This is a genomic window from Stomatohabitans albus (assembly GCF_036336025.1).
GTDB classification, from domain to species: domain Bacteria; phylum Actinomycetota; class Nitriliruptoria; order Euzebyales; family Euzebyaceae; genus Stomatohabitans; species Stomatohabitans albus.
Genome location: NZ_JAYKKE010000002.1, coordinates 491,805 through 518,373 on the forward strand (window position 1 = coordinate 491,805; position 26,569 = coordinate 518,373).

Genomic DNA, 26,569 nt, shown 5'->3' on the forward strand with positions numbered 1-26,569 from the left:
CACATGAGCACCACGACTTCTGAACCTGCACGATTTGGTACCGATCAGCCCGCAACCGCTGCTGAATTAGACGATTCTCCTGAAGCAATCCGATTACAAAAAGCAATCGAAAATACCCAGGTCCTTCGCATGGTCCTTAGCCAAGTAGCGGAATCTGCAAGTGTTGAAGAAGCTATTTCGATGGCATTGAGCACGGTTCGTGAACAGTTCGGGTGGGACTATGCCTCGTATTGGAAATTGGATGATGATAAGACGGCACTCGAATTTAGCGTCGAGTCAGGTTCGGTATCTCCAGAGTTCGCTGAAGTGACGCGAAGTGCTACCTTCGCTAAAGGTGTTGGGCTTGTGGGTCGAGCCTGGGCACGTAGTGAACCTGTTTTTGTGTCTGACTTGGCTGAAATCACCGACTGTGTACGGGTACCTGCAGCTCAAAAAAGTGGGGTTAAAAGTGGCGTTGCGATTCCCCTTTTCCATGACCATCAGGTCATCGGAACGATGGACTTTTTTGCGACACGCGTCCTCGAATTGTCTGAAGAACGCATGATGACCTTGACGGGTATCAGTGAGCTGATTTCTCAGAACATCACGCGCCTTATTACAGCTCAGGAACTCACCAATACCTTAGAGACTGAAGAACGAATCACCATATTGCAGCAGCGTCTATCAGGTATTTGTTCCATTGAACAGGCGCTTATGGAGGGTATTCGCACGGTTAATGAGATCTTTGGATTTGACTATGCAGCACTATGGTTGGCCAATCCTGATCATAATGTTCTAGAGCTTCAAGAATCTATTGGTTTTATTAGTTCTGACTTTAACCGGCTAAATGAGTCAACGACCATTGGGCCAAAGGACGGAACGCTAGGGCGGGCATGGAGCTCAAGTGACATTATTTTTGAGCCGGTTATTGCCAACATTGTAGGTGATACTCGCGCCCAATCAGCTCATGCTGCAGGAATGAACAGTGGTTTATTCATACGTGCAACTCTTTCAGATCACGTGGTAGGCGGTATTGAGTTCTACGCGAAGAATGCCTTTGTTATGACCCCTAAATATGAGGCATTATTTGGCAAAATTGATGCCATCATGATTGATGCGTTGGATCGTATCAATGATGCGAATCAGAATAAGCGCTTAGCCTCAATTGCCCAAACATCCGCAGCGTTGCAAACCTTCTTAGGGCATAGCCGTGATGATGAGACCACCATTCTTCAAACGTGTACAGACATCATTACTACCTCCATGGGCTATGGCTATGGCACATTGTGGCGTTTCGATCCGGTCGAGAACACGATCTCAAATCTGGGCAGTTTTGGTGCTGATCAGCCCAAGCTAGGCTCACTTGATGCAGGTGCCGTGTACCAAGCCTCGACCCACCTTGCGGGAGAAGCTATTCGGAGCGGTAAGACCGTGGCTGGATCCCACCTTGATACCTCCTCAGATCCATCCCATAACGAGGCCTACCGTCTTGGAGCACGATCAGCCTTGTACTTGCCTATCTTTGTTGACGATGCACCGATCGCCATTATGGAGTTCTATGTCTCGTCATACGTTGTTGATCACAACGAAACTCGTATGCAGGCGCTGAATTCGTTAGCGAACCCAATCAGTTTGGCAGTTAGTGCAATCCGCGAGATTCAACGGACGAAAGACAAGGCAAGTGAAACGGCTGCGCGGTTTGCTGAGTTGGTGAAGGTTGTGGATGCTGCAGCAGAAGGTGACCTTACCGTTGAAGTCAATATTGATGGTGACGACGACCTCGGTCACTTTGCGGAGAGTTTGGGGCATTTCCTGGCCTCCTTACGTACCTCAATGAGCCACGTACGCAACAACACCGCCGCCCTGGCCAGCGCCGCGGAAGAACTCCAAGCCGTCTCCACCCAAATGGGCACCACCGCCGAAGACACCGCCACCGAAGCCCAAGACGCGGCCCAAGCTGCCGAAGGCGTCAACAACGGCATCGCCGACGTCGCACGCGGCGCCGCTGAAATGAACGACGCGATCAAAGAAATCGCCGCCAATGCCAGCCAAGCCGCCCAAGTCACCACCGAAGCCGTCCGCGTCACCAACGACACCAACATCAAAGTCGGCAAACTCGGTGACTCCAGCATCGAAATCGGTCAAGTCATCAAAGTCATCTCCGGTATCGCTGCCCAAACCAACCTCCTCGCCCTCAACGCCACCATCGAAGCCGCCCGCGCCGGAGAAGCCGGCAAAGGCTTCGCCGTCGTCGCCAACGAAGTCAAAGAACTCGCCAAAGAAACGGCTACGGCAACCGAGGACATCCAAACCAAAATCACCACCATCCAAGAAGACACCCAAGGCGCCGTCGCCGCCATCGAACAAATCAGCCTCATCATCGGCCAAATCAACGACCTCAGCGCATCCATCGCCGCTAGCGTCGAAGAACAAGCCGCCGTCACCGCAGGCATCACCAACAGCGTGGACGACGCCTCCACCGGCGCCGAACAAATCGCAACCGCCATCACCAACGTCTCTGCCGCCGCCAGCTCAACCACCAGCGGCGCCAACGACACCAAGAGCGCCGCAGACGAACTCGCCCGCATGGCCGCAGAACTCGAATCCATCTCCAGCGCCTTCACCGTCTAACTCAACTGGCGGGGTTTCGGCCCCGCCAATTCACTGCTAGCCCTTGACCAATACCTCTCCATTTTCCAGGAACCTCTCATGACCATGTCAATTGACTCCCTCTCCCCTTCTTCAACATCCACCGATGAAATATTCAACAATTTCAATATTGAACAAAAGTTCAATCTCCTTCGGGGTATTAATCGTTGTGAATCATACGAAGAAGTCCTTCGTCTTGTATTAAGTGAATTCATAACATTACTAGATTGGGATTATGGCATTATCTGGAATTGTGATGAAAACTTCCGGTTGCTGGAGTTTCTCGATGATTTTGGTGCCAATAATGTGGATACCCAATTCGTCAATACCGTTAAATCGGGACGTGATGAAAAGGGCAATGGCATGTCTGGTACAGCCTGGCAAACAGGGAAGATTCAACATCTTTCTGACATCGCAAAGACACAGTTAAGCCCCTGTGACCAAAGTGCCGTTGCACATGGTTTGTCTGAGGCCATTGCTGTTCCGTTCTTACGCTATGGTGTTGTGGACGGTGTGATTGATCTCTACACCACAAAGTCATACACCGTTACGGAACAAGACATTGCAAACCTGCGGTCATTCATGGAGATTGTGAATGAATGCTTGGATATCCAGTCACGCAAGGACCAGGCCGAAGCAACGAATAAGACCAATCACATTGCGACTCAACTCCGTAAAGAGTTGTATGAAAATAGCTTTTCGTCTGAAGCTGACTTGATCTCACATGTTCAGCGCACTATCGGCGAAGGGTTGGGGTATACCTATGGGGTGTTCTGGAGCTATGACCAGAGCTTTGAAGGAAATCAAACTCAACTCACCTCCTCCATCATTTGGGGTGAAAAGCGTGATCTGTTTGCCCAGTTCGATGCAGACGCCGTCGTACCCGCCAAAGATAAATGGTTCTATTCAACAATTGTTGACGGTAAAACCCGTTTCCGTCCCTTCAAAGGGGTAGAGGAAGCTCGTGACGAAGTCTCCATTCAGCATGGTTTCCGGACGATTGTTGCCATTCCAGTGATAACAAGTGAAGGCCCCCTCGGTGTTCTCGAGTTTCTATCCGAACCTGCGGTAGATGATCATAACAATCTATTATCAAGTGCCATTCACCGTATTGCTGAACCAATGAATACCGCATTGGATCATCGCCGTGAAGAACGAGAAAAGGCTGTCCGTGAACGCCGTGAAAAGAAAATGGCTGAACGGACGGCTGCGCGGTTTGCTGAGTTGGTGAAGGTTGTGGATGCTGCAGCAGAAGGTGACCTTACCGTTGAAGTCAATATTGATGGTGACGACGACCTCGCAAACTTTGCGGAGAGTTTGGGGCATTTCCTGGCCTCCTTACGTACCTCAATGAGCCACGTACGCAACAACACCGCCGCCCTGGCCAGCGCCGCGGAAGAACTCCAAGCCGTCTCCACCCAAATGGGCACCACCGCCGAAGACACCGCCACCGAAGCCCAAGACGCGGCCCAAGCTGCCGAAGGCGTCAACAACGGCATCGCCGACGTCGCACGCGGCGCCGCTGAAATGAACGACGCGATCAAAGAAATCGCCGCCAATGCCAGCCAAGCCGCCCAAGTCACCACCGAAGCCGTCCGCGTCACCAACGACACCAACATCAAAGTCGGCAAACTCGGTGACTCCAGCATCGAAATCGGTCAAGTCATCAAAGTCATCTCCGGTATCGCTGCCCAAACCAACCTCCTCGCCCTCAACGCCACCATCGAAGCCGCCCGCGCCGGAGAAGCCGGCAAAGGCTTCGCCGTCGTCGCCAACGAAGTCAAAGAACTCGCCAAAGAAACGGCTACGGCAACCGAGGACATCCAAACCAAAATCACCACCATCCAAGAAGACACCCAAGGCGCCGTCGCCGCCATCGAACAAATCAGCCTCATCATCGGCCAAATCAACGACCTCAGCGCATCCATCGCCGCTAGCGTCGAAGAACAAGCCGCCGTCACCGCAGGCATCACCAACAGCGTGGACGACGCCTCCACCGGCGCCGAACAAATCGCAACCGCCATCACCAACGTCTCTGCCGCCGCCAGCTCAACCACCAGCGGCGCCAACGACACCAAGAGCGCCGCAGACGAACTCGCCCGCATGGCCGCAGAACTCGAATCCATCTCCAGCGCCTTCACCGTCTAGGGTGTGTGCCGAGGCATCCGACTACCCCATTCGGATGCCTCGGCGTCATCAGATGAGAGAGGAATCCCATGTCACCACGACCCTCACCAATCACCTTTGAACTCATTACCGATCCCCGGTTAGACGGCTACCGCTATATGGGATTATTAGGTGCCACGATAATGTCTGCCAAAAGTATTGAAACGGCAGCCTATTGGGTCGGCGAAGTCTTGACCTATACCTGGGATATCCCCGGTGGATCACTTTGGTTCCAAGATCGATATCGCGAGGTGTACCGGCCCTATCAAACATTAGGACGCTCCGGTGCGTCTATGCGTGCCGCGATGGATCAAACCTTTATCGCCGACGAACATAATCCCGTTCTTAAGGCCATTGCTACAGACACACCATTCACCACTGATCTAGCGCATTTTCAAACACATAACTCCTGGGTTCGTCAGTCGGTCAAAGATGGAATGACGCACGGACTTTGGGGTGCTATTCGGTTCAATGACCGGCACATCGGGGCCATTGAACTCTTAGATCGCAAAAAGTTTCATCCCACAGTCACGGATCAACTTGCCGTGGGAATCAATCTGCTTGAACAGTACGTGGCGTCGCGCAAGACCTTGGGACGATGGCGCAATATGGCGATTTATTCCCAAGCCCTGTCAGACATTCTGACCAAAGCCAAGCCCAATACTAATCCAGCGCAGGTTCTTGCCCAGGCACTGTATGAATACTGCGGCACGATCGGTGCCCTTCATTATCGTTTGTGGATGCCTGATGAAGATGGTCGATTCAGCTTGGAGCATGAACAAGGACTGCTTGAGGATCTTGTGGGGGTTGGCACCTCAGTACCTGACGTCACCACACAAATGGCTATTAAAACAGGGCGGATGATTGTTGATCATCTTGATAGTGAACATGAATGGTTCAATGAGGTTGACATCTATGAACAAGGTGTTCGCAGCATTGTTGCCCTCTTGGTGACTGATCACATTGGCTGTCCGTTTGCGGCCATCACACTATTCTTGCCGCTCCATCCAGATGACCGAGACAACGCAACCTTGGGCATTATGGAAAGTTTGGCCGATCACCTCTATCTCGTTGTTAAAGCGTACGTCACCAATACACCATAGGTTTGCCCAAGACACCACGTTCAGTACTGCAATAGTCGTTTGGCTAGTGCATCGGTTTGTGCATTGAGTTCAGCAATGCCTTTGGTGTTATCAATCACTGTGTCAGCCGCTTGTAACCGTTCATCGTCACTGATCTGAGCGTTTATCCGTTGCCATGCTTCTTGGGCACGCATCCCTCGATCATTGATGAGACGCTGCACACGAATCACCGCTGGACAGTGCACGACGACGATCTCATCAAACTGGTCTTGCATCTGCGTTTCGATTAACAGTGGAATGTCATGAATCAACACCCGCTCACTTGCGCTGGCAATAATCCTGTCCCGAGCAGCTTGGATGCGAGGATGGATGATCCCCTCCAACATTGATCGTGCCTCTGGATTGTTAAAGATCTTCTCCCCTACCACCTGTCGGTTCATCGTGCCGTCAGCAGCCACAACCTCAGGGCCAAAGGCTTGAACGACTTGGGCGAGTCCATCGGTGCCGGGCGCAACCACTTGACGGGCTAAATGATCGGCGTCCACGACCCGTAGGCCGTGGACGCGATGCAACCGTTGTACGACAGTGGATTTTCCAGCAGCGATCCCGCCAGTTAACCCAACCTGGTACATCTACGTGTTATTCCTGATGCTTAGCAGCAGCAGCTTGAGCTTGAATCTGAGCGATAACTTCCTCTGGGGTCAGGCCACCATTGTTATCGGCATCGTCACCACCAGCGCGGGCAAAGGCTTGGCTGAAGGCAGAACCGAAGGCAGATGAACTATCGGTTTCAGCCTTGAACTCTTCCTCACGGGGCGCTGGGGCCGCGTTCTCCTGGCCAGGTAGTGGTGTAATTTCTGGTTCTTCACCAAAGCCGGCCTTAACCGCTTGCTTCAAGCTCAAGGAGATGCGACGACGCACGTCATCAATATCAATGATCTTCACGTGACGCTGGTCACCAACCTTGGCAACTTGTTCTGGGCGCTCGATGTGCGCATCAGCCAATTCACTGATGTGAATGAGACCCTCGATACCGTCCTCAACCTTAACAAAGGCACCGAACGGTACGAGCTTGGTAACAACACCTTCGACAACTTCACCCACGTAGTGCTGGCGAGCAAACTGCTGCCAGGGATCTTCTTGGGTGGCCTTGAGTGACAGGGATACCCGTTCACGGTCCAAGTCCACGTCAAGCACCTGGACCTCAACTTCCTGGCCAAGTTCGACGACCTCTGAAGGGTGATCAACATGCTTCCAAGACAGTTCAGAGACGTGCACAAGACCGTCTACGCCGCCAAGGTCCACGAAGGCACCGAAGTTGACGCAAGAGGAAACCGTACCCTTGCGAATTTCCCCGCTCTGAAGGGTTTCCAGGAATTCGCGACGGAACTCGCTCTGGGTTTCTTCAAGGAACTTACGACGGCTCAGGACTACATTGTTGCGGTTCTTGTCCAGTTCAATGACCTTGCATTCAAGCTCTTGCCCGACATAGGGGTGTAGATCACGAACACGACGCATTTCTACGAGACTGGCTGGAAGGAAGCCACGCAAGCCAATGTCAAGGATGAGGCCACCCTTGACCACTTCAATGACTGTGCCAGACACCGTTGATTCACGCTTGTGGATGTCTTCAATCTGACCCCAAGCGCGTTCGTACTGGGCACGCTTCTTGGAGAGGATAAGGCGGCCCTCTTTATCTTCTTTCTGAAGGACCAGCGCCTCAATGACGTCACCGACGGCAACAACCTCATTGGGGTCAATGTCATGTTTGATGGACAGCTCACGGCTTGGGATAACACCCTCAGACTTGAATCCAATGTCAAGCAGCACTTCTTCGGGGTCAACCTTGACTACGACGCCCTCAACGATGTCGCCATCATCGAAGTTCTTTACGGTGCTATCGAGGGCAGCTTCGAATTCAGCCATCGTGCCGAATTCTTCGAGAAGAATTGCCTCACCTCTTGCTCGTTCTTCGTCAACGGCGGTGGCGAGGGTGTACTGCTGTTCGGTCATTGAATTTATTTCCAGTCAAATCTGACAAATCACGGACAGACGGCGCCTGTCCTGGGACAAGTTCCACCCTGTACAGAGCGGAACGTCTAATGTACCCGTTCCTAGCACGTTTACCTGCATTTTCCTAGGCCAGTGCTTGGGTTATATCGTCCAAAAGGTCATGCACATCTTCGAGGCCAATCGACAACCGAACTAAACCATCTGGTATCCCGGCCACTTCACGTTCTTCGGGAGTCAAGCTGTGATGTGTGGTAGTGGCACAGTGCACTGCCAAACTTTTGGTGTCACCAAGATTGTTTGAAATATCAATGAGGCTGAGCCGATCCAAGAAGGCGTGTGCGCCCTGTGTACCACCGGATACCACAATGGACAACATTTGACCGCCTCCTTCCATTTGCTGCTGCGCCAGGTCGTATTGCGGGTGGCTCGGTAAATCTGGGTGCAACACTTGCTCTACGTTGGGATGTTGCTCCAAGGCTTGAGCAATCTGGCGGGCGCTGTTCGACTGGGCTTGAACACGCAACGGGAGTGTTTCAAGGCCTTTGAGTACGGTCCACGCCGTAAACGGACTCATCGTTGGACCAGTGCAGCGCGTCCATGGTTTGACCTGGTCAATGATGAACGACTCGGTGCCCAATATGGCGCCCCCAACGGTCCGGCCCTGGCCATCCATGAGCTTCGTCGTCGAATAGGTGATGACGTCAGCACCAAATCGTAATGGCTGCTGGAGTACCGGAGTTGCGAAGGTGTTATCCACTACCATCAATGCACCTGCCTGATGGGCAAGGGCACTCACACCAGCAAGGTCAACAAGGCGCATCACTGGGTTTGAGGGGGTTTCACAAAACACAAGTGCCGCTGGTGTCGAGAGTGCACGTTCCCACTCGCGCATATCCGTGGCAGCCACATAGTCCACGTGTACACCAAAGCGCTCTTCCATCAAGGTGAATAGCCCAACCGTTGATCCGAATAACTCTCGACTGCTCACAATACGAGACCCAGACCGCGTTAGGGCAAGCACCGTATAAAAGATGGCGGCCATCCCGCTAGCAACCGGCCATGCCGCTTCCGCCCCATCCAGTGCAGCCAACCGATCACATAACATCGTAGTGGTTGGGTTGTCCACCCGTGAATAGTTGTAGTGTTCCACCTCACCGGCGAAGGTCCCTGCGTTTTCTGCAGCAGTGGCAAAGGTGTATCCACTTGTAAGCGCCAGGTATTCGCTTGTTTCGTGGAATTGTGATCGCTGTTGTCCAGCCCGAACAGCCCGGGTTGTAAAACCAGAATGATCACCAAGGTCTGTTCGGCCGATGTCATGCGCCATAGTTACTCCCAGATTCGGTTATTGTTGAAACCACGGTAATCCTGACGCCCGCCACCCATTAATTGTGGAGCGGCGACCGTCACCATTACGTTCTCCATCAAAACCATCAGCCATGTCATACACATTCGTGTAGCCGTGAGCAACCAGTGCGGCTGCGGCCTGACCACTTCGTTTCCCCGACCGGCTGAATACGATGAGAGCATGGTCTCGGTTGGGCGCTTCTGCCTCAATATGGTCAAAAAACTGCGGGTTCGATCGTCCTGGCACAAGTTCCCACGGAATGAGTGGAATATCGCGGCTGGTCACTGAGCTTAAATCAGGCACACCAACCCAGACAGACTCTGCAAAGGTACGGACGTCGACCATCAATGCATCTGGGTCGTCATGCATCATTTGAAGGGCTTCAGAAGGCGCAATATACGTTACAGAGGTCGTCATCAATGTTTCTCCGCGTCTGCCCAGTTGGGGCCATGTGCCGTGTCGACAGTCAATGGCACATCAAGGGTCATCACTGTAGTCATCGCTTCCACCAATAGTTCACGCATGGGTGTCAGGTGAGCATCAGTAACCTCAACGACAAGCTCATCATGTACTTGTAAGAGAATCTGCGCATCAAGTTGCGCCGTATCTAGGAGGGCGTAGGCCTTGATCATGGCGAGTTTCATAAGGTCAGCGGCAGACCCTTGGATAGGGGCGTTTAACGCCATACGTTCGGCATTTTCTCTTGCCATACGGTTATTGCTGGACAGGTCAGGTAGGTAGCGCCGCCGCCCACACATGGTTTCAGTCCATCCGGTTTCTCGTGCCTCGTCGACGCCCTGACGTAGAAACACCTTCACCTTCGGGAAGGCTTCAAAGAATGCATCTTGTAGCTCTTTGGCTTCTGTTTGGGGAATATTGAGTTGTCCTGCTAACCCCCAGGCACTGAGCCCGTAGGCGAGCCCGTAGACCATTCCCTTGATTTTTGAACGCTGAGCATTGGAGACCGTATCGATGGGAATGCTGAAGACCGTTGCAGCAGTTGCCGCGTGGATATCGTGGCCGGCACGAAATGCAGAAATGAGTCCTTCATCACCTGAGAGATGGGCAATTAAACGCAATTCAAGCTGTGAATAGTCAGCAACCAGAATGTGGTCATACCCTTTCCCTGGGATAAAGGCACGACGAATCATGCGACCAACCTCGGAGCGGATTGGGATATTCTGCAAGTTGGGATTTCGACTCGCTAACCGCCCCGTCGCAGCCGTCGTTTGGTCAAACTCTGAGTGAATCCGCCCATCCGATTGAATGGCCAGTGGGAGAGGGTCAACATAGGTCGAGCGTAATTTTGCGACGGCGCGATACTCCAAAATGGCTGGAATGATGGGGTGGGCATCAATGAGCTTTTCAAGGGCACCGGCATTCGTTGAATAGCCGCGTGCCGTTTTCTTTGTTTTCGGAAGGCCAAGTCGGTCAAAGAGTAATTCAGATAGTGCTTTCGGACTATCCAAATTGATCGGTTCACCAACGATGTCATGGGCCGTCGTTTTTGCTGCTTCCACCTGCGTGTTGAGACTGACACTCAAGGCGTTGAGCACATCACGATCGACCGTGATACCTGTTTGTTCCATCCTGACCAGAGGAGCAATAAGTGGATACTCCAATTCATCCAATACATTGTTGAGTGCTTGAGCATCAATATCAGCTCGCATGAGTGGCGCTAGTCCAGCGAGCACAGCGGCATAGACACCAGCACAACGAATCTCATCTTCCTCAATGGCATCATCAAGGTTCAGTTGGGCCTCTCCAACAATCTGACCAGGTACTTCTTTTTCTAATTCCAAGTCAAGCCATTGGTGAGCTAACCCCGGTACCGTTTTTTCGTCTGGTTTGTCGTCTGGACGAAGGGTGTGCCCGCAAATGAGAGTGTCGACCCAAGGAAAATCTGGCACCACCCATCCCATGGCACGGAAGGTGTGACATACGGTTTTATGGTTATGAGTGATGAGATGAGGATGTGAAAACACCTGTTGGATACTGATGCGGTCCTCGTCATTGAGTTGACTGACTGCAATCGCAACCGGGTTGTGCCCGCCGATTGCGATCCCGATGACATCTACCCGAAGGTCTGGCAGTACACCTGCGATACGGCCATACAAACTGACGCTATCGCTCGGGGTGAGCGCCTCAAGGTATCGTGCGATATCACCAGGGGCGCAGATCTGAGGATCCATCGTCAGGATGGGCGGTGCTTCCACCTCTGGGTTCGTCTGTTCGCCATCTAGTCCGAAAATCGTTGTGGCATCCGTTTTGAGGGTCCGAAATGCCAATGCATCAAACACGGTATTGACATCGTCAGGGCTTACTTCACCCATCTTCAAGTCATCAATTGTTTGCGTGATCGGGACATCTCGGATAATCGTCGTGACCGCTAACCCGCGTTCAATATCGTCGATATGCGCGCGCATATTCTCGCCACGTTTACCAGTCAACGTATCGAGATTGGCTCGAATCCCATCTAAATCACCAAAAGAATTAATGTACTGAGCGGCAATCTTTGGACCAATGAGTGGGACACCTTTAATGTTATCAGATGCATCTCCACGAATTGCAGCTAATAGAGGATAAAGTGCCGGTGAAACTCCATACTCTTCTTCAATTTTTTTAGGGGTCATTTCTGGCATGTCAGAAAGCCCTTTTCGCGTATAGCAAATCGTAACGTTATCATCTGCTAACTGAAATAAATCCCTGTCTCCAGTGATTACTTCAACTCGATCACCTTGTGCCGACGCTAATGTTGAATACGTACCAATAACATCATCGGCTTCAAAACCAGGTGAACTAACAATCGGAATACCAAACGCTTCAATAACTTTTTTAACCCAAGGTATTTGAACCTTTAAATCATCAGGTGTTTCATCACGGTTAGCTTTATATTCAGGAATCTGCTCAAGCCGAATCTTGGGAATGCCCTCATCAAAGACCGCAACGATCAGATCGGGGTTTCTATCCCGAAAAAGGTTCAAGAGCATACGTGTGTAACCAAAGATTGCATTCGTCGGCATACCATCCGGACTCGAGAATCGAGCAGGGTCGGTTGCGTAGAATGCCCGAAATATCAATGAATATGAGTCGATCAGGATGATGTGGCGGGAAGTGTGCATAGAGCCAGGATAGTCAACCGTCAGGGGAAGGACTGAAATCTGGCCGATGAACGTCAGGGATGCTTGCTATTATCGCCCTATTTCCCCCGTCACTATATAAAAAAGGAGTTAGGAACGTGCGATCCTTACTACTTGGTCTTGCCATTATGGCCTTACCTACAATTGCGTTCGCTTCCCCATCGATACCATCAAATAGTACTGGTAATTTTTCTGTTGTAAATGGTACTGTTACAAATGCAGATGAGTGGTCTCCATTCGTAACAATGGATATTGATGTTAACAAAGCAGTTCTTTGGGAGATTAAAGATCTTGGTGTTCAAGATGCCAATCGATTTGCTAATGACTATGAATATGCTAAAGGATTTGTCATTGAAGAAGGAATGGAAGAGTCTCCTGAGCTAAAAGAAGAAATCAAAAAAATGCAAGAGAGTGTTCGAAAGGCACTTAATAATGAGCTGCCGTTTGAACATAATTGCGGTGGCACCCTCATTGCTGACAATTGGGTGATGACCGCCGCACACTGCACTGAATCAATCGTCGAAGCGGACTGGATTCGTATTCGTCTTCCTGGTAACTCAAAACGTGGGGAAACGAATCACAAGGTTGTACAGATGCTTTCACACCCACGGTATGCATTGGTTCATGATGACGGTCCTTTAGGATCGACTGGCACCGTTAATGGGTTGAGTCCAGCGACGTGGGATGTGGCGTTACTGCGTCTCGAAGCCCCAGCCAAGAATGTGGTACCGATGACTCTCGCCGGTGTTGCCGATTCCCTTCCTCGCAATGGGAAGGGCATTGTCGCTGGCTCAGGGAGCGTGAAGTGGAATCCTGAAACTAAAAAATATGAGCAAGACCCTAAGCGTGAAATTCGTCAGGCTGAGATTCCATTTAATGCCATTGATGTGTGTGACAACACCGACTCAATGATTTGCGCAGAGGAGCCGTCTCAAGATTTAAACAAAACCAACCCAGCCTCTTGTTATGGTGACTCTGGTGGGCCCCTAGTGGTGGTAAAGCCAGATGGCACAAAGGTGCAGTATGGCATTGTCAGTCACACGGCAGATGTGAGCTGGCTTGACAAGTTACAGGGGAAGGATTGTGGTCACGCACCCACGAATTACGCTGCCGTCTCGGTACTCCAACCGTGGATTCAACAAACCATTGGCAAACGTGTCCCCCTTGCACAAGGCATTAAAGAGTCTGGGGTGAGTGCGCAATCCTCCGTCGTATCGTTGCCTATTCCCTCTGGTTCGTTTGACCCAACGGATCTCGGCATCCATTTGTCGCGTTTACGTTCATCGCTGCGTCCTGAACACGAACGTCAGATTTCCGGTGTTGTGCTTGCCAGCAAAGATTCAGCCGCTGATGCCTTAGCCGGTGGTGTCTTACAAGATAACCAGATCATGATGCTGACCAACGGCAAGGAACTCGAACAGCGCACCCTTGCTGAGCTCCAGCGTCTGCGTCCGCATCGCGTAACCCTGCTCGGTGGTGAAAAGGTGATGTCTACGTTGTTGCAGGCTCAGCTCATCTCTTCGGGCTTTGATGTGCAACGTATTGCCGGTCCATCACGTATAGAAACCGCTGGGCTCATTGCGCATAGCCGAGTACCAAGCCACCCAGATGTGACTGAAGCGTTTATTTCTCGGGCATATGGCACCGAGGGGGTTTCTGGTTCAGAGACGGCTGATGCCTTGGCGTTGGGGGCCGCCGCAGCTCGTGAACATCGTCCCACATTACTCAGTCCAACCGCGTCACTACCGGCTAACTATCTGGACTGGTTGCAATTTAATAGCGGCTATAAACAAGGCATCATCATCGGCGGTCCTCAAGCTGTGAGCCCCGATGTTGAAACAACGCTCAAAACTCGCGTTGGCATGTCGGTGAATCGAATCGCCGGTGTCGATCGCGTCAAGACCGCTCTTGCACTCGCTAATCGGGTGAAGGACCCCACTCGAGTGGTTGTAGTCGATGCGAAGAATGCTGAATCGTGGAAAGGTGCTTTCCAGGTGGCCGGTATTGCGGCAGACCTTAACGCTCCGGTACTCCTTGCCGATGGCGACTCCTTACCTGCCGATACAAAGGCCTATCTCGCAACCGTGAAAGCGACTAAAGAAGGCCCAGCACTCGTGTGTGTTGCCCAAGAGGGCGCTTGCAAAGCAGCCGCGAAAGAGCTTGGCTTGTAATTCCACATCGTACGTGGCACCAGGGAACCCGTGATGAGATAAGCGGGTTCCCTTTGTTACGTTTAAGTTGGTGCCTTAGTGGACATGTTTGATCAGCCGTTCCCAATAGGCCCAGCAACACGGGGCCAGCTTTTGGTGGCCTCCCCACATCTGGTGGACCCCAATTTTGCTGAAACCGTCGTGTTCTTAATTGAGCATGACAATGAAGGCGCGATGGGTGTCGTGTTAAATCATGCGGCAGCCAACGAAGAGGAAGCGTTCCTAGCGTGGGCCGATTACGAGGTTGACCAGGGGCTAGGAGTTGCAGCACCGTCAGTTCCCTTTATAGGTGGCCCAGTTGCCCCTGAATATCCCATCGTGTTAATCGGTAAACCTGATGGTGAGAACTGGCATTTAAACGTGACGACAAACCTGGATGCACTCAATAGCGAAGAGTACGTACGACGACGGTTATTCTTTGGGCACGCTGGTTGGGAACCTGGGCAGCTTGAGGGCGAATTAAGTGAAGGATCATGGATTGTGGTGGATTCACTCCCCGATGACCCGTTCACCGGCGACCCAGACGGATTGTGGCGTCGTGTGCTTTCTCGCCAAGGCGGCATGTTACGTTCAGCGACTACAACGCCCCAATTCAATTAGGCGCATATCAACAACCGGGAACCGGAACCAATTACTACACAACCATGCCGATGCTCCGCACTATTCATGTGCAGTGCCTTGGGTTGAACCACAATATCTGGCTAGCCACTCTTACCGACTCAGTAGTCCGACTATTACCCGAGCAAAGGCAACCACATCTCTTTGATAACGGCTTTTGTGAAGCGAGGGCGAGCACCGCTTCTGGTAATACGGTTTGTCTCTAAACCAACGCACCCAGCAATACCTGCCCATCTTCGGCAAGCTGAGCTTTAACTGGAACCATTTATCCAAGCGACGTTCAGTTGACAAACCATCGCACGAGTAATTTCGGATACATTCCTGCGACTGACCAATGCATATGTTTAACGATGAATGCGAGATTTACGTTAGAACAAGGTTGCGTCACCCTACCTCATCTAACTACCCGTATTTCCAAGAATACTATGTGTGAATTAATACAGAATACAGGAACCGTAGGGAACTCTTGAAGGTTCCGCACGAGCCCAGTCTGACCAGGTATTTATTTCACTCATAGTGGTTTGTTCATAGTTAAACTGGTACTTCGATTGGCCAAATGGTCAGGAATACCTAGTTGATTCATTTTTTTTTACCATGCCTATCATTTGCATCACTCACGTGAGCCTCTTTATGTAGAACCGAGCAGTTCAGCTGGACGTAGCTTTACTATCAAGGAGAGCAATATGAACACATGGAAGAAATTCAGTATTGTCACTACTTTGAGTTTGCTTAGTATGTTGCCTACCTGGTCATTTGCTGAAGACAATGCCATTGAAAATCTCGATTCTTCAAGCAGCCCAGATACGATCGTGACTGCATACGCTCGTGCAACTGGATCAGGCGAAGATGAAGTCCGACAAGCATTTGTTGAACTCAGTCAAGAAGAAGGTATTCCCTATGAGCAGTTCGTTCGCAGTCTCACACCTGACAATCTAGATGGTGCAAAGAACGGTGGTGGCAATAACTCCCTTCTCCCAGGATCACCAGGGGATATTTACTACACTAGATTTGGCATTGCCAACATGAAAAATATTGGCCATGTTGGTTTGTATGTTAGAAATAACCAGGTTGTTGAGGCTGCATATAACAAGCAGAGAGATGGGGTCTATCAACAATCAATTCGGGTTCCCAGTTGGGATATAGCGGGTATGAATCGACTGTATATTAATATGGGGAATCCCCGGCAATGTTGGACCGCACCTATTAATGACGCCCTTGCCAGAGCTGATATTTGGCAGCGGAATAAACGGCCGTACAACTTCAAATTCTGGGACAACAAACACGTCGACGGGACTTCGTATTTAAATCGAAGGTACAGTTTCAATTGTTCCCAACTGGTATGGTCTGCTTTTATCAACTATCTTGACCTTGACCGAGATCCAGGCAATCCAGCAGTAAAAACAGATAGAAGGATCATGCCGCAAGAGATTGTTCACAACCGTAGAACAACATCCTACTAGAAATCAATCCAATCATGGAATTCAAATCAAACATCAAAGCATTTTCCATTACTATAGGAGCACTCACACTACTCACTATAGGAATAGTATCCTATAATATAGTTAGTAATAATAATGATGTTACTATAGAATCAGATTTCGATAATGCAATAATTGGTTTTATTCCTCAAACCAAAGATTCAGGATTCCATGATTGGTTCTCACCTGCCATTCTTTACTGCAGTGTCAAAGACTGCCGCGAGAACACAACCTTCATCGACAAAAACAACAAAACCATAAAAATTAAAACATCTGGTGTTGGAAATGCATCAACTGCGCTAAACAATTCTGGAGATTTTATCATATACGACAATGACACCTACTATACATACTTTAATAAGAAATATAAACTTTCTAAATCTAAATTTAGTGCCCCGTACTCTATTTATTCAACCATGCTATCCAATCAAAGATTCTATGGCACCGCAAATATGGGTTCAAAGGAAGACAATCCAGGCTCAGGCTTCTATTACTCCAATATAGCTATCACACCCGATAAAACTATCGAAAATGCAACACTATTACAAGGATACACTTTTACTTGCAACGATAATATTTATTTCATCGAATACCTTCCATCAAAAAATAATATATATGAAAATAAATTCTATAAATACAATTGGGACGACTATCAATTTGAGGAATATAAAAAGATACAGTTATCTAATTTCAATGCGGTAAAATTCCATGTATGTGGAAAGGATTATATAGATTTAGTATATAGAAGCAATGAGAATGATAAATTTATTCGGTCTAGAATTAATTTAGCTACTGACACTTTCGAAAATGATATAAAATCTTATCCATACTTTGATAAGTTTGTGGTTTACCTTTCACCAAACCAGTCTTTTATGCGCGGTAATGATCTTCTTGCTGTGAATTTTGATGGTCGTATATTCAACTTCCCCAAAGAAGGAGACGAGGTAACCACTGAGCTGGAGCTTTCACGCTACTTTCATCGACCACACGAAAACGCCCTCAGTTTCTACGGCCAATTCAAAGACGATACATTCTTCGCCGTCGGCCAAAGTAAACACGACCCCGACAAAATCATCGGCATCGTCCTCGACCCCACCGACTGGAGCGAAATCGCATCCGCCACCCTCGAAATTCCCACCAAAGAATACGGATCAAAAATCCCGCTCTTTGACTTCGTCATCGGCGACACCAACGCCGTCATCGACTGGATCAACAGCCAACCCCCTATCCCCAGCTAACGCTTCGAACTACACCAGGGTAAGCACCGCTTCTTTCAACACCGTTTGCCCATCAACCAGTGCCCGCATCAAGATTTGGTTATCATCAGCGTGTTGGGCTTCAACCGTCACAGTCTGTCCAGGCAACACCGGATTAGCAAACCGGCATTGCACCCCTGAAACGGGTGCAGGGTCGCCGTCGAGAAGGCCATCAACAACCGTTCGGGTAACCAACCCCAAGCTGGCGAGTCCGTGCAAAATAGGGCGCTCGAAACCAGCCCGGTGAGCCAGGTCGGGATCGATATGTAACGGGTTCGTATCCCCGTTCAAACGGTAGAGCGCCGCCATGTCCGGACTCGTGGGTACCTCTACTCGCAAGTCAGCATCGCCACGCATCCGCGCCGGGCGGGCTTTTTGCACATCTCCGTGGTTACCGCATCCCCCGACCCCGTTAATAAAGGTCGTCATTTCGGTGGTCGCAAGGGTACGCCCATCATCTGTAGTGAGCGTATTGGCAAACGTAACTGATGCCCCCACACGACGATCTTCAATCGCACGCACCCTCATGCGAGCCACCCCGGCGGCTCGGGTAGGCAACGAACCGTGAACCCAAATGGCCTGGCGTTCATGTACCAACGCCGCCAAATCAATCCCAAACCCCGGCAGCTGCACACAGTCCTCGATGGGTACAAAACCAGGAACGACTGCAAAGGTAGGCAATACGCGCAGGCGTTCTTCCCATACCCAGTGCAAGTCAGTAGCTTTTGCGCCTATCCCAAGGTGATAGAGCCGTACGGCATGATCATCATAAGCAAATGGACGCTCAATCTGAGCGTCCATCAACACGTCAGGTTCAAACATGCCCCGACCTTAGCCAATCATTGAAGCGTTTTACTTCTTAGTTTCCCAAAAGATCTTGGAAACTTCTTCGATCAGTTCAAGGAGTTCTTCGCCTACCTTGGGGTCCATGCTCTTCTTCGCATCACCAGCTTTCTTGGTGGCTCGCCAAATAAGGTCGTGCAGCTGGGGGAACTGTTCAAGGTGTGGCGGCTTGAAGTAGTCAGTCCACAACACCCACAAGTGGTGCTTGACCAATTCGGCACGTTCTTCCTTGATCATGATGCAACGGGTGCGGAAAACCTCGTCGTCACTTTCGTGGTATTTCACGGCACAGTTACGAACGGCTTCGGCTTCGATACGGGCCTGAGCAGGGTCATACACACCACAGAACAAATCACAATGAGCATCGGCGGTTTCTGGTGTGTTGATTGAATCAATCGCAGTTAGTAGACGACTTAACACGGTACTCTCCTTTAACGTAAGTACTTCTATCCCTACTTGCTCAGGACTTTTTCGTCACCGCTTTTGGGCAAATGCGAACACGATGCAACTCCGTTATGTAATCCGAGGTAGCTCTATGGAACCGACCCTTCAGGCCGGTGACCGGGTATTATGTCTACCGTGGTGGCTATATCGTGTTGGCCATATCGTCGTTGCACGATTTGAGCATGGTGTATCAGTTAAACGCATCGAACGAATGAGTGGCCGTGGGTTTTGGCTTGTTGGTGATAACCGGAGCCGATCAACCGACAGTCGGGAACTGGGGTGGATTCCGCGTTCCCAACTCTGTGGGCGAGTCATTTACCGCTACGCACCACCGGACCGAGAACGCTGGCTTTTCTCCGCCTAGCAAATCCCATGCGACCAGACTGGACTACCTCTCGTTTGTTACAGCCATTACCCTTGCAATCGTCGAGCCGCGTCGAGGGCGTAATAGGTGAGAATGGCTGATGCCCCGGCCCGTTTGATACCCAGCAGACTCTCCATCATTACCGCGTCGCGGTCAATCCACCCAGACTGTGCGGCAGCCTCAATCATCAGGTATTCGCCACTAACCTGATACGCCGTCACCGGCACGGGTGAATAGTCAGCTAGGCGAGCAATAATGTCCAGGCATGGTCCGGCTGGTTTTACCATCACCATGTCGGCACCTTCGGCCACGTCTAGGTCCAGTTCTCGGAGGGCTTCACGACTATTAGCTGGGTCCATCTGGTACGTCTCTTTGCCCATACCACCTGCTGGCGCACTATCAAGCGCACCACGGAATGGGCCGTAATAGGCACTTGCATACTTTGCGGTGTAACTCATGATGCCAACATTGGTAAATCCTTCGGCATCCAGGGCTGAACGAATCTCCCCTACACGCCCATCCATCATGTCACTTGGCCCGATAAGGTCAGCTCCTGCTCGGGCATGGGTGAGGGCTTGTTGAACCAGCACCGCAACCGTTGGGTCATTCACCACTTCCCCACCAATGACAAGCCCATCTTGGCCTGTAGTCGTGTAAGGGTCCAAGGCGACGTCCGTCATCACGGCCAGTTCTGGAACGGCAGCCTTTACCGCAGCAATGGCCTGGGGAATTAATCCATCTGGATTCGTTGCTTCTTCGCCCATGGGCGTTTTCAAATGGGACGGAATACGCCCAAAAAGATCAATGCCACTCACCCCGGCATCCGCCAAGGTTCGCGCAAAGGTTACTAGGCCATCCAGAGACCATCGCTGTTGTCCAGGCATCGAATCGACAGGTTCATCTGTTGTTCCATCATGAACAAAAACTGGTTGAATAAAGTCCCCTGGGTGCAATATCGTCTCTCGCGCCATCGAACGAATAGCGGCACTCACACGGTTACGACGGGGGCGTTGAGGAAGATGTAATGCGTCGTTCATACCGCTCAACCTTAGGGGGAAATATCACAGCCTTGGTAATAAATATGCATTTGCTTGACGTTTTCTCGTCTTATGCGAGATAAAGGGCCGCCGATCTGCACAGAATGAATAAGCGAGGGCGACGAGCAGGCTAAGGTGGTCATATGTTGGACACAATCATTGTGGATTTTACGGGGATTGCGACACTCCTTACCGCTATCGCGGGAGTTGTAGTAGCAACGAAAACAATTCCCCTATCGCGGTTCCACCTGAACCTATTAATATTCGCTGTCAGCTTCGGTTGTCTCGTGGGCTCACTGTACATGAGCAACGTCCTTAAGCTACTTCCATGCGAATTGTGTTGGTGGCAGCGTATTTTTATCTACCCTCTTGTTCCGCTTTCAGCGGTAGCTCTGTATAAGAAAAACACATCCAATCTCTTTACGAATGTTACGACACTAAGTGTGATTGGCCTGTGTTTTTCTTTAATCAATATTTATGTGCAATCTGTCCCTGAGGCAAGCACATTAATCGTTTGCGATCCGAATAATCCATGCTCCGCAATCGACGTTATCGCACTTAATTTCCTGACACTACCCATGATGTCAGCAATAGCCTTCCTATTTTTCCTTGCCTGCGCATGGGCAGCAAGGACCCCAGTTGATCGAATGGAGACCACACATGAGTGAAGACCTGAAGGAGACTGAGTCAGCTCAGTCTAAACGTGAGCGGCAACGCGCACGAAAAGCTGCAGCTCAAGCAGCACAGGCAGAAGCGAAGAAAGCCGAGCAGAAGAAAACAACACTGGTTGTTATTGCGATTATCGCGGCGGTTGCCGTCGTGCTGGCTGGCGCTTACTACTTGATGACCAAGAGTAGTGATGTCACCCTTGGGATGTTACCGGTTTCGGTTGAGGGGGAAGAACTCCCCATGCCCGATCCACCTTCAGAAAATGACGACGCCAATTCGCTCTTTACAAATGATAACGCCGTAGGAAAAACCGTCCCCACCATCAAAGGTACGGATTTTGACGGCCAAGAACACATCATTGGCAAGGGTTCAGGCAAGCCGCAGGCCATTGCGGTCATCGCCCACTGGTGCCCTCATTGCCAAAGAGAAGTGAAGGAAGCCAAGGACTGGGTGAAGAATGGGCAAATCCCCGAGGGTATTGAACTCATTGCATTAGTGACCGAGAATAATCCTCGGCGTCCAAACTGGCCGCCAACTGACTGGCTTAAAAATGAGCAGTGGCCGGGGTTAGCGGTCTATGACGCCCCGCTGACCGACAATACGCACCCCGGTGGTAAAGCAGTCGGTATTGCGAGCTTCCCCACTTGGATCTTCACTGATGCCGATGGAAAGGTCGTTGGTCGTGTTGCTGGTGCAATTGGTGGCGACATCTTTAAGGAGTTTGCCGATAAGACCTTGGCTGCAGCTAAGTAGCCCTACCGTGCTTCGATAGCACTGCGTAACAATGCTGCCTCACCGAGCACAATCGGTGAGGCAGCATTGTTTTGTCGGCGTTTTCTTGGATTCCGCCCTTAACCGTCTTGTGGCGTAGGCGGTTGTTCAGCTTCTTGATCGGTTGTACCCACGTGCACGTCATCTCCTTTAGGCGAAGATGCCGGCGATGTTTCCGCATGGGGTTCACCTGGTGATACTGATTCACCGTGATCCGATAGCGCAGGCTCTTCACGATCATCAGACACATTGTTCTCATCGTGTGCTGGCTGAGTCACATCGGAGGTAGAACGTTCGTCTTGGGCGCTGCGACGACGTTGTAACCAAACCAAGACGGCAATACTGACCGCTGCCGTGATCATCGCGACCCAGGCGTTTCTACTCAACCCGAGGATACGGAAGGACGTATCGGTGCGAAGCAGTTCCATGCAAAACCGCAATATCCCATAGCCGATGCCATAGCACCAGATCAGTCCACCGCGCGGTACTTTCCCTGTTTTTTCGAGGCGAAGCAGGGTCAAGCTGATGATGATGTTTCCGAGGCTTTCATATAAGAACGTGGGATGGAAATACTCAAACTGTTCGTACCCAGGGCGACGGAAGGGTGGTTCAATAAAGAGTTTCCATGGTAGATCGGTAGGGCCGCCATATAACTCTTGATTGAAATAGTTTCCCCACCGTCCCATGGCTTGCGCAACCGGTAAGGCTGGGGCCAACGCATCAAACAACAATCCAGGACTTTTATTGGCCCGTTTAATGAGGTAATACACGGTGAGGCCACCGAGAATCAATCCGCCAAAGATGGCCAGACCACCTTCCCAGACGGCGAGAATCTTCTCAGGGTGTTCAAGGTAATACCCCTTTACAATCTCACCCTGGGCATTTAAGGCAGTCATACGCACGATGACATAGCCAATGCGGCCACCGAGGAAGCCGGCCAAGATACCCCAAAAGGCGATATTGTCGGCGAACTCGCCGTCACCACCGGCTGCAACATACCGTTTACGCATCCATGTGGCAGCAATGATGACACCGGTCGCAATAATCAATCCGTACATATGCACGGTGAGCGGCCCTAAGTGGAATTCAGAAATAGGTGGGGCCGGAATCTGTGCTAACTGGGCAATAGTCATGCCCGCCAGTCTGCCTGTTTGTTAGAGCACTTTGGACAGAAATTCTTGAAGACGGTCAGATGAAGGGTTATTCATCAGTGCCTCAGGGTCACCGTCTTCGACAACAACCCCGCCATCCATAAACACCAACCGGTCGGCAACTTCACGCGCAAATCCCATTTCGTGGGTGACCAGGATCATCGTCATCCCCTCTTTGGCGAGGTCGGTGATCACATCAAGTACTTCTTTGACCAGCTCGGGGTCCAACGCACTCGTTACTTCATCAAAGAGCATGACTTCTGGGTCCATCGCCAAGGCGCGAGCTATCGCCACACGCTGTTTTTGGCCGCCAGATAGTGCACGGGGATATTTATGGGCATGGTCAGCCAGTCCCACCCGTCCCAAAATCTGTTGAGCGTTTGCTTCAGCTGTTGTTCTATCGGTTTTTCGAACCGTCCGAGGTGCGATAGTCACATTATCCAACACCGTCATATGCTCAAATAAGTTGAAGTGTTGAAACACCATTCCTACTCGGGTGCGCAAGGCATCAACATCCACCGATGGATCAGTCAAGTCAATACCATCAATCTCTACACTGCCCTTGGTGGGATGTTCAAGCAGGTTGCAACAGCGCAGTAGCGTTGATTTACCACTCCCTGATGGCCCGATAATGCACACCACTTGACCGGGATGAACAGCTAAGTCAACGCCCTTTAGGACTTCGTTATGCCCGTAGGTTTTATGCAGATCTTTTAGGTTTACACGAGGTACCGCGTTGTCTGCCACGGTTAAGGGCTGATCAGGTGATTGAGGAGATTCAGAGTCCATTAAGCTGCCCTTTTATGCTTTTCCAGCGGGGTCATATCGGGATTCATTCGTACTTCGAGCCAGTTTGCAATACGGGTCATCGGGATGGTGATGAGCAGGTAGCACAGCCCGGCAGCGACCACCGCTGAGTAGTTCCCGGACTGTTGGGCGAACTCGCTCCCCACTCGGTACAAATCTCGTCCACCAATCGCAAGTCCAAGCACGAAAATCAAACTTGAATCTTTCGTGATTGCGATGAACTCATTGGTGAGTGGCGGAATAATCTTGCGGAACGCTTGGGGAATAACAATCAGGCGCATCGTCTGCCCAGCACTCATGCCAAGTGACCGCGCAGCCTCACTCTGGCCAGCATCAACGGCCTGGATACCAGCCCGAAAAATCTCCGCACAATACGCCATACACACCAATCCCAACGCAATGATCGCAGCAATCATTTGGTTACGTCCCCACGGGGCACCCCCGATGGGAGAGAGCGCGAGCGGTACCCCAAGACCGACCAGGCTGATCGTTACAACCGCGGGCAATCCACGAAATAAGTCAACATACAAACGGGCCGGCCAACGGAAAAACCAATGGCGGCTTATCCCCAAAAGCCCGAGCACCAAGCCACCCAGTATGCCCAGACAGAACGCGCCGAATGACACGATAAGGGTAATCCGCATCCCTTCAGTCAAGAGCGGACCAATGACATTGGCGAACTCGGTCGGGTTAAAAAAACTATTGATAAGGCTTGGTTCGTTGCCACCTTGGGCAAGTAACGGTGATAGATCGGCCATAGGTCCTCTAGTCGGTGGGGTTATTCAGACGGTGACTCAGAGGCAGCGCCTTTGAAATACGTAGAGTAAATCGTGTCGTACTCCCCCGACTCTTTAAGCGCGTCAATAGCCATATCGATTCCGGTGACGAGGGCGTCATTGCCCTTTTGAACGGCGATACCGTAGGATTCACCCGTATCAATCGTTTCGACAATCTTGCCGTTGCCCAAGGCTTCTTGTTCAGCGGTCACGGTCTTATCATTGATAACCGCATCGATCTGACCCGCGGTTAATGCTTGAAATGCGGCACCTGTTGTTGGGAATGATTGGATAGAAGCATCGGTGACATGTTCTTTTGCCCACAGTTCACCCGTCGTGCCTGCCGCTACGCCCACCCGGAGATCGGCGGTCAAATCATTGACTCCCTTCAATGTTGAGTCACTCGCGACTAAGAGGCTTTGGTCGGCATTAAAATACGGTTTAGAGAAGGCAACCGTTTCTTTACGCTCATCAGTAATGGTAATGGCACTTACACCCAAGGTTTGTTGGCCACTTTGAACTTGCGGAATAACCGTGTCAAAACCAATATTCGTGATCTGTGGTTCTGGTGCACAGAGCTTTTTAGCAATGGCGTTCACCAAGTCAATATCAAACCCACTTGGTTTACCATCTTCGACAAACTCAAATGGTTCAAAGTCAAGTGAACTGGCCACAAACAGACCGTCTTTAATCTTCATTTCTTCAAGTGAGGGTGCACCGTCTAAACAAGCGGTGGTATCTCCCGAACTCGACCCTGAAGGAGTTGCAGTACCTTCTGATGCTCCATTGGAACCTCCACTGCATGCACTTGCAACCAGTGCCAGTGTTGTGAATGCCACCAGGTACGTTGTTGCCTTTATCATCATGTCCTACCTATCGCCGTTTGGGTGTATCGTTAAAATGTTCTCAGCAATGTCTTGCATGGTGCAACGTTTATTCATCGCTTGTGTTCGAATAAATGCAAAGGCCTCTTCTTCACCCATATCAGTCATTTGCATGAGATGCCCTTTGGCCCGTTCGATGAGCTTTCGTGCGGTGAGTTTGTTCTCCAGATCTTGGACTTGCGCGTTGAGTCCCTGCATATCCCTAAAACGCTGAACAGCTATCTCCAATGCGGGAAGTAAATCCGAACGATTAAAGGGTTTAACAAGATACGCTTGGGCTCCTGCCTTACCGGCTCGCTCAATCAATTCTCGCTGGCTGAATGCGGTCAGAAAAACGATCGCGACCTCATCCATCAATTCCTCTGCCGCGGTGAGCCCGTCCTTAACGGGCATTTTGATGTCTAACATGCACACATCGGGATGAAGTGCGCGCGCAGACTGCACCGCTTCTTCACCATTACTCACCGTGGCAATAACATCAAAGCCTTCCTCGGTGAGCATTTCCTCAAGGTCCATACGGATTAGGGCTTCATCCTCTGCAATCAACACCCGGATTGATGGGGCAGATTCCGGGGCATCCATAGGTTTAGCTCCGATCGTGACAGTACTGAACAGCGTCTACTCTATCCTCCAACCGGCATACGTCTAAGCATGTGAGAACACAATGCTTGTATATTCAACATACATTAAGAATAATATGGTTACTAATTTTTGAGATAATCACTATGGGAGATACATACATAGTGTTATTACCCACTCCGTATATCCCAAATACATTTGTAGGATACGTCTACACCCCTATTTTATGAATGAGACTCATACGATCTAGATCAGCGCCTCAGTCACTGAGACTCAGAACACCCTCACCTCGATCCAGCCATGATGCT

General features: G+C 50.7%; 22 protein-coding genes and 1 pseudogene. 10 read left to right on the top strand and 13 right to left on the bottom strand.

The window, feature by feature from the left end; all coding sequences use genetic code 11:
• The first annotated feature begins 3 nt into the window (after positions 1-3).
• The 3 genes from VCU37_RS07195 to VCU37_RS07205 all read left to right on the top strand — a co-directional run bounded on the left by VCU37_RS07195 (position 4) and on the right by VCU37_RS07205 (position 5,897).
• Positions 4-2,610 (top strand): GAF domain-containing protein, encoded by a 2,607-nt coding sequence (locus tag VCU37_RS07195; protein WP_336249956.1) that lies wholly within the window; start codon positions 4-6, stop codon positions 2,608-2,610.
• Between the two features lie 78 nt (positions 2,611-2,688).
• Positions 2,689-4,776 (top strand): methyl-accepting chemotaxis protein, encoded by a 2,088-nt coding sequence (locus VCU37_RS07200; RefSeq protein ID WP_336249957.1) that lies wholly within the window; start codon positions 2,689-2,691, stop codon positions 4,774-4,776.
• Between the two features lie 68 nt (positions 4,777-4,844).
• The gene (locus tag VCU37_RS07205) at positions 4,845-5,897 is read left to right on the top strand and encodes a hypothetical protein (RefSeq protein WP_336249958.1); all 1,053 of its coding nucleotides are present in this window, start codon (positions 4,845-4,847) and stop codon (positions 5,895-5,897) included.
• 20 nt (positions 5,898-5,917) lie between these two features.
• On the opposite strand, the gene coaE is transcribed toward VCU37_RS07205, so the two are convergent.
• The 5 genes and pseudogenes from coaE to polA form a co-directional block, all read right to left on the bottom strand.
• A complete protein-coding gene (gene coaE, locus VCU37_RS07210; protein WP_336249959.1) occupies positions 5,918-6,508 on the bottom strand; it encodes a dephospho-CoA kinase in 591 nt (196 codons plus the stop codon).
• Between the two features lie 226 nt (positions 6,509-6,734).
• Positions 6,735-7,793, bottom strand: a pseudogene (rpsA, locus tag VCU37_RS07215) (30S ribosomal protein S1); the annotation flags it as partial.
• 220 nt (positions 7,794-8,013) lie between these two features.
• Entirely contained in the window at positions 8,014-9,213 is a 1,200-nt protein-coding gene (locus VCU37_RS07220) for a trans-sulfuration enzyme family protein (RefSeq protein ID WP_336249960.1), read from the bottom strand.
• 18 nt (positions 9,214-9,231) lie between these two features.
• Positions 9,232-9,651, bottom strand: coding sequence for a rhodanese-like domain-containing protein (locus tag VCU37_RS07225; protein WP_336249961.1), 420 nt, complete (start codon positions 9,649-9,651; stop codon positions 9,232-9,234).
• Entirely contained in the window at positions 9,651-12,356 is a 2,706-nt protein-coding gene (gene polA, locus VCU37_RS07230; protein WP_336249962.1) for a DNA polymerase I, read from the bottom strand. Before polA ends, VCU37_RS07225 begins: the two co-directional genes overlap by 1 nt.
• Positions 12,357-12,619: 263 nt before the next feature.
• Here polA and VCU37_RS07235 point away from each other — a divergent pair, with 263 nt between their 5' ends.
• From VCU37_RS07235 to VCU37_RS07250, 4 genes are all read left to right on the top strand, one after another.
• Complete coding sequence (locus tag VCU37_RS07235) at positions 12,620-14,545, top strand: cell wall-binding repeat-containing protein (RefSeq protein WP_336249963.1); 1,926 nt, start codon at positions 12,620-12,622, stop codon at positions 14,543-14,545.
• 84 nt (positions 14,546-14,629) lie between these two features.
• The gene (locus VCU37_RS07240; RefSeq protein WP_336250070.1) at positions 14,630-15,184 is read left to right on the top strand and encodes a YqgE/AlgH family protein; all 555 of its coding nucleotides are present in this window, start codon (positions 14,630-14,632) and stop codon (positions 15,182-15,184) included.
• Between the two features lie 701 nt (positions 15,185-15,885).
• Complete coding sequence (locus tag VCU37_RS07245; RefSeq protein ID WP_336249964.1) at positions 15,886-16,662, top strand: hypothetical protein; 777 nt, start codon at positions 15,886-15,888, stop codon at positions 16,660-16,662.
• Between the two features lie 14 nt (positions 16,663-16,676).
• The gene (locus VCU37_RS07250) at positions 16,677-17,918 is read left to right on the top strand and encodes a hypothetical protein (RefSeq protein ID WP_336249965.1); all 1,242 of its coding nucleotides are present in this window, start codon (positions 16,677-16,679) and stop codon (positions 17,916-17,918) included.
• A gap of 9 nt (positions 17,919-17,927) precedes the next feature.
• On the opposite strand, the gene VCU37_RS07255 is transcribed toward VCU37_RS07250, so the two are convergent.
• Together VCU37_RS07255 and sodN are read right to left on the bottom strand one after the other, a co-directional pair.
• Entirely contained in the window at positions 17,928-18,758 is an 831-nt protein-coding gene (locus tag VCU37_RS07255) for a MaoC/PaaZ C-terminal domain-containing protein (RefSeq protein ID WP_336249966.1), read from the bottom strand.
• Between the two features lie 30 nt (positions 18,759-18,788).
• The gene (gene sodN / locus VCU37_RS07260) at positions 18,789-19,199 is read right to left on the bottom strand and encodes a superoxide dismutase, Ni (protein WP_336249967.1); all 411 of its coding nucleotides are present in this window, start codon (positions 19,197-19,199) and stop codon (positions 18,789-18,791) included.
• A gap of 82 nt (positions 19,200-19,281) precedes the next feature.
• Here sodN and VCU37_RS07265 point away from each other — a divergent pair, with 82 nt between their 5' ends.
• Entirely contained in the window at positions 19,282-19,587 is a 306-nt protein-coding gene (locus VCU37_RS07265) for a S26 family signal peptidase (protein WP_336249968.1), read from the top strand.
• A gap of 47 nt (positions 19,588-19,634) precedes the next feature.
• On the opposite strand, the gene hemB is transcribed toward VCU37_RS07265, so the two are convergent.
• Positions 19,635-20,624 (bottom strand): porphobilinogen synthase, encoded by a 990-nt coding sequence (hemB, locus tag VCU37_RS07270; protein ID WP_336249969.1) that lies wholly within the window; start codon positions 20,622-20,624, stop codon positions 19,635-19,637.
• Positions 20,625-20,767: 143 nt separating this feature from the next.
• Here hemB and VCU37_RS09350 point away from each other — a divergent pair, with 143 nt between their 5' ends.
• On the top strand, positions 20,768-21,292 hold the full coding sequence (locus tag VCU37_RS09350) for a disulfide bond formation protein B (RefSeq protein ID WP_418896427.1): 525 nt from the start codon (positions 20,768-20,770) through the stop codon (positions 21,290-21,292).
• A complete protein-coding gene (locus tag VCU37_RS07275) occupies positions 21,285-22,046 on the top strand; it encodes a TlpA family protein disulfide reductase (protein WP_336249970.1) in 762 nt (253 codons plus the stop codon). Before VCU37_RS09350 ends, VCU37_RS07275 begins: the two co-directional genes overlap by 8 nt.
• A 98-nt stretch (positions 22,047-22,144) precedes the next feature.
• On the opposite strand, the gene lgt is transcribed toward VCU37_RS07275, so the two are convergent.
• The 5 genes from lgt to VCU37_RS07300 are packed head-to-tail and all read right to left on the bottom strand — an operon-like array spanning position 22,145 to position 26,264.
• Complete coding sequence (gene lgt, locus VCU37_RS07280) at positions 22,145-23,197, bottom strand: prolipoprotein diacylglyceryl transferase (RefSeq protein ID WP_336249971.1); 1,053 nt, start codon at positions 23,195-23,197, stop codon at positions 22,145-22,147.
• A gap of 21 nt (positions 23,198-23,218) precedes the next feature.
• Positions 23,219-24,004: an amino acid ABC transporter ATP-binding protein gene (locus tag VCU37_RS07285; protein WP_336249972.1), complete on the bottom strand. Its 786-nt coding sequence runs from the start codon at positions 24,002-24,004 to the stop codon at positions 23,219-23,221.
• Positions 24,004-24,780, bottom strand: a complete 777-nt coding sequence (locus tag VCU37_RS07290; protein ID WP_336249973.1) for an amino acid ABC transporter permease — start codon at positions 24,778-24,780, stop codon at positions 24,004-24,006. The genes VCU37_RS07285 and VCU37_RS07290 overlap by 1 nt, the downstream gene beginning before the upstream one ends.
• A gap of 20 nt (positions 24,781-24,800) precedes the next feature.
• Entirely contained in the window at positions 24,801-25,664 is an 864-nt protein-coding gene (locus VCU37_RS07295; protein ID WP_336249974.1) for a basic amino acid ABC transporter substrate-binding protein, read from the bottom strand.
• 3 nt (positions 25,665-25,667) lie between these two features.
• A complete protein-coding gene (locus VCU37_RS07300; RefSeq protein ID WP_336249975.1) occupies positions 25,668-26,264 on the bottom strand; it encodes an ANTAR domain-containing response regulator in 597 nt (198 codons plus the stop codon).
• Positions 26,265-26,569: the final 305 nt, after the last annotated feature.